This is a genomic window from Undibacterium sp. RTI2.2, assembly GCF_035018705.1.
GTDB lineage: Bacteria > Pseudomonadota > Gammaproteobacteria > Burkholderiales > Burkholderiaceae_D > Undibacterium.
This window is the reverse complement of the sequence record NZ_JASJXN010000116.1, coordinates 1-1082: the sequence shown is the minus strand read 5'-3', so window position 1 is coordinate 1082 and position 1082 is coordinate 1. Positions and strand designations below refer to the sequence as shown.

Here is a 1082-nt window from a genome sequence, read left to right as displayed (position 1 = left end):
GAGGTTCTTGCAAAACGAAACACCGGAGAGTAATTTTATTGCGAGAAGCGCAAAATAGATGAGAAAGGAGCGGCCATTTCTGGCAAGATGAAAGTGACTAAACAACCATCTGCGCTCCGCTATGAATCCTACACAACGCCTGCTGATAATGCAACGCTGGAATTTACTGCAACACGATTTGCTACCGGAGATAAAACAGCAATGCGGGTCACTGACGCCGAAGCTGGAAAAATTGATTCATGTACTAGACTGGGTGCGCATCGAAGAATTTGTGTCGGACCAATGGCAAGGGATAGGACGCAAACCGCATGACCGTGGTGCATTGGCCAGCGCCTTCATCGCCAAAGCTGTGTTGGGGCTCAATACAACAGCGGCCTTAATAGAACGATTGACGATGGATCGCAGTTTAAAACGGCTGTGCGGCTTTGAGATGTGGAAAGAAGTTCCGAATGAAGCCACTTTTTCGCGCGCCTTTGGCGAATTTGCCCAAGCCAAATTAGCGGAGAAAGTGCACGAAGCGCTGATCAAGAGTTATTTAGGCGACAGCCTCATTGGACACATCAGCCGTGACGGCACGGCGATTGCGGCGCGCGAGAAGCCGAAGAAACACATGAAAGTTGTTTCCGTAGAAAAGGCCCAAAAGCAGCGCCGTGGACGGCCAAAGAAAGGCGAGATAAGGCCGCCAAAGGAAGAGAAAGTGACCAAGATAGGCTGGCAGTTGACGCAAACTTTACCGAGCATCGTCAATGCTTTACCCAAAGAGTGTGACCGCGGCACTAAATGCAATGCGCAAGGTTATAAAGTGAGTTGGAACGGCTACAAGCTGCATATCGACACCGCTGACTGCGGCGTTGCCATCAGTGCGCTATTGACCAGCGCCTCGGTGCACGATAGTCAAACGGCGGTGCCGTTAGCAACGATGACGGCCGCACGAGTAACGAATTTGTACGATTTGATGGATGCAGCGTATTGCAGTGAAGAGTTAAGGGCACACAGCAAAAGTCTTGGCCACGTGCCATTAATTGATCACAACGCACGCGGCGGGGAGAAGAAACCGTTCGCCCCGCATGAACAACAGCGTT

Annotated in this window: 1 protein-coding gene; it reads left to right on the top strand. The window is 51.0% G+C overall.

Annotated elements, in window-relative coordinates; all coding sequences use genetic code 11:
* Positions 1 to 121 precede the first annotated feature (121 nt).
* A partial coding sequence (locus tag QN395_RS21325; RefSeq protein WP_323493045.1) for a transposase occupies positions 122 to 1082 on the top strand: 961 nt, incomplete at its 3' end.